The following is a 1,162-nucleotide window of genomic DNA, read 5'->3' as shown; positions in this document are numbered from 1 at the left end:
CACCCTGTTAAAAATCGCCGACGTCAGCAAACGTTTCGGCGGCCTGCAAGCTCTATCGGGCGTGAGCCTGACGATTGAACAAGGCCAGATCTACGGCCTGATCGGCCCCAACGGCGCCGGCAAGACCACCTTCTTCAACGTCATCACCGGGCTGTACCAGCCCGACACCGGCAGCTTCGAGCTGGCCGGCAAACCGTACAGCCCCAGCGCCCCGCACGAAGTGGCCAAGGCCGGCATTGCCCGCACCTTCCAGAACATTCGCCTGTTTGGCGACATGACCGTGCTGGAGAACGTCATGGTCGGCTGCCACGTCAGAACGAAGCAGAACGTCTTCGGCGCGGTGTTCCGGCACAAGGCGGCGCGCGACGAAGAAGCGGCGATCAAGGACAAGTCGCAAAAGCTGCTCGACTTCGTCGGCATCGGCAAATTCGCCTCCAGAACGGCGCGCCACCTGTCCTACGGCGACCAGAGAAGGTTGGAAATTGCCCGCGCCCTGGCGACGGAGCCGCAACTGCTGGCATTGGACGAACCGGCCGCCGGCATGAACGCCACCGAGAAGATTGGCCTGCGCGAGTTGCTGGTGAAGATCCAGGCCGAGGGCAAGACCATCCTGCTGATCGAACACGACGTCAAACTGATGATGGGCCTGTGCAACCGACTGACCGTGCTGGACTACGGCAAGCCGATTGCCGAAGGCGTGCCGGCGGATGTGCAGAAGAACCCCGCCGTGATTGAAGCCTACTTAGGCGCTTCCCATTAAGCCCGCAGGACACACGACAATGACAACGAACATCTTAAAAATCGAAGACCTGAGCGTGGCCTACGGCGGCATCAAGGCCGTCAAGGGCGCGAGCCTGGAAGTCAACGAAGGCGAACTGGTGACCCTGATCGGGGCCAACGGCGCCGGCAAGACCACCACCTTGAAAGCCGTCACCGGCACGCTGCCGGACTCGAAAGTGCAGGGCCACATCAGCTACCTGGGCCAGCCGCTGAAGGGCCAAAGCTCCTTCAACCTGGTGCAACAAAAGCTGGCGATGGTGCCGGAAGGGCGCGGCGTCTTTACGCGCATGAGCATCCACGAGAACCTCTTGATGGGCGCCTACACCAGCGACGACAAGCAGCAGATCGCGCAGGACATCGAGCACTGGTTCACGGTGTTTCC

At 61.7% G+C, this 1,162-nt stretch carries 2 protein-coding genes; both read left to right on the top strand.

Annotation, left to right across the window (positions count from 1 at the left end):
• Window positions 1-760: ABC transporter ATP-binding protein (locus tag ACIROW_RS24065; protein ID WP_402279725.1), on the top strand; the 760-nt coding region annotated here is incomplete at its 5' end.
• Between the two features lie 19 nt (window positions 761-779).
• A partial coding sequence (locus ACIROW_RS24060; RefSeq protein WP_402279723.1) for an ATP-binding cassette domain-containing protein occupies window positions 780-1,162 on the top strand: 383 nt, incomplete at its 3' end.

Origin of the sequence: Herbaspirillum sp. NPDC101397 (genome assembly GCF_044767325.1) — a bacterium.
In the GTDB taxonomy this organism is placed as follows: Bacteria; Pseudomonadota; Gammaproteobacteria; order Burkholderiales; family Burkholderiaceae_D; genus Herbaspirillum.
The sequence above is the reverse complement of the archived record's forward strand: the minus strand, read 5'-3'. Positions and strand labels throughout refer to the sequence as shown.